This window comes from Phyllobacterium bourgognense (assembly GCF_003337575.1).
In the GTDB taxonomy this organism is placed as follows: Bacteria; Pseudomonadota; Alphaproteobacteria; order Rhizobiales; family Rhizobiaceae; genus Phyllobacterium; species Phyllobacterium bourgognense.
In genome coordinates this window covers 1-1,134 of sequence record NZ_QPJM01000060.1, presented here as the reverse complement: position 1 = coordinate 1,134, position 1,134 = coordinate 1, and the positions used below count along the sequence as shown (strand labels likewise).

The following is a 1,134-nucleotide window of genomic DNA, read 5'->3' as shown; positions in this document are numbered from 1 at the left end:
TGGAATTGCAGAAGAGACATAGACACTTCTTGCTATCTACAGGTCGCGCGTGCTTGTGCAATACTATCAGTACGTGCCATCGATCTTGATTGTCCGAACCCATGATAGCCCAGGCCACTTGCTTCATCGTCGTTGTCACGTTCAGCCGCGCTGACGATGATGAGCTTGTGCCGACCTATGATCCCACGCAGTTCGAACCCCAAAAGAGGCTGTCCGCATGGCCCGCTGTGTAACTGCAAAGTGTGCCGATGTTCTGGCGTGGAGCCGCGGGGTCCAACCCGATATCGCTGTATTCGGCCTGTCGACTGCCCTCTTCCACTCCAGCGCAGTGCCGGAGATGGAGTGCGCATGAGAGTACGGGACGGCATCAGTCGGGATCTCATCCGGTGCGCAAACGACGTCATGTTTCTTTCAAGCGTCGAGAAACAAGCGCTGTTGCGGGAGGCCTCGACAGTCATTCATTGGTACCAGGCTCTCCTTGCTTTCTCGGGCGAACCTGCAGACGATCCAGGTTCTGATATCGCAGCCCGGTTGAGCCAGTTTGCCGACGACATCAATTTCAGGTATGCGGACGAAACCAAGGCCATTATGCTTGAAGCGGCGGGTATTATAAGGATTCTGCGGCTGATGCTCGGCATCAGGCAGGAGATTATCGATGAGCCCATGTGAGCCCGGTTTATAGACCAACTTCGGGTTAGCGCCGCTCGCGCGGACTCGGCTGTAACCTTGGACGCATCCTCGACCGGAATTTCCTTCAAACAGGATATGTTTTATTTGGCTGATGGCCTATGATTGGTTTTGCCTTCCCCCCGATATCCACACAGAGATCTCATGAAACCCGCAAAATCATTTGTCGTTGAAATCAAACGCAACGGTCGTCGGCAGGTCGTTCGCGATCAAGAGCCGCTATGGGATCCCAAGCAGCTTAAATCAGCAGCGGATGCGATCGGAGAAACCCAAAAAGCCTCCCCCAAGCTGACCAAAGGGAAATAGACCGAGGCATCCAAAGCCGCCCCATGCTGTTCCATGGTCACATGGGAAAGGTTTGGGGACGCCGGATTTCTCGCCGGCCTACGGCAGGATCTCGCGCATCAGAGCACACTCAACTGATCAGCCGATGTCTTGCCGGACCTC

At 54.9% G+C, this 1,134-nt stretch carries 2 protein-coding genes; both read left to right on the top strand.

The window, feature by feature from the left end; genetic code table 11:
- The first annotated feature begins 348 nt into the window (after positions 1 to 348).
- A complete protein-coding gene (locus tag C7476_RS27780) occupies positions 349 to 669 on the top strand; it encodes a hypothetical protein (protein ID WP_114433128.1) in 321 nt (106 codons plus the stop codon).
- A 162-nt stretch (positions 670 to 831) separates the two neighbouring features.
- Entirely contained in the window at positions 832 to 993 is a 162-nt protein-coding gene (locus tag C7476_RS28495; RefSeq protein ID WP_181872648.1) for a hypothetical protein, read from the top strand.
- The last annotated feature ends 141 nt before the right edge of the window (positions 994 to 1,134 follow it).

What these genes read in the sequence shown, in the direction of transcription:
- C7476_RS27780 (WP_114433128.1), top strand. Translation starts at nt 349, where the DNA reads ATGAGAGTACGGGACGGCATCAGTCGGGATCTCATCCGGTGCGCAAAC.
- C7476_RS28495 (WP_181872648.1), top strand. Translation starts at nt 832, where the DNA reads ATGAAACCCGCAAAATCATTTGTCGTTGAAATCAAACGCAACGGTCGT.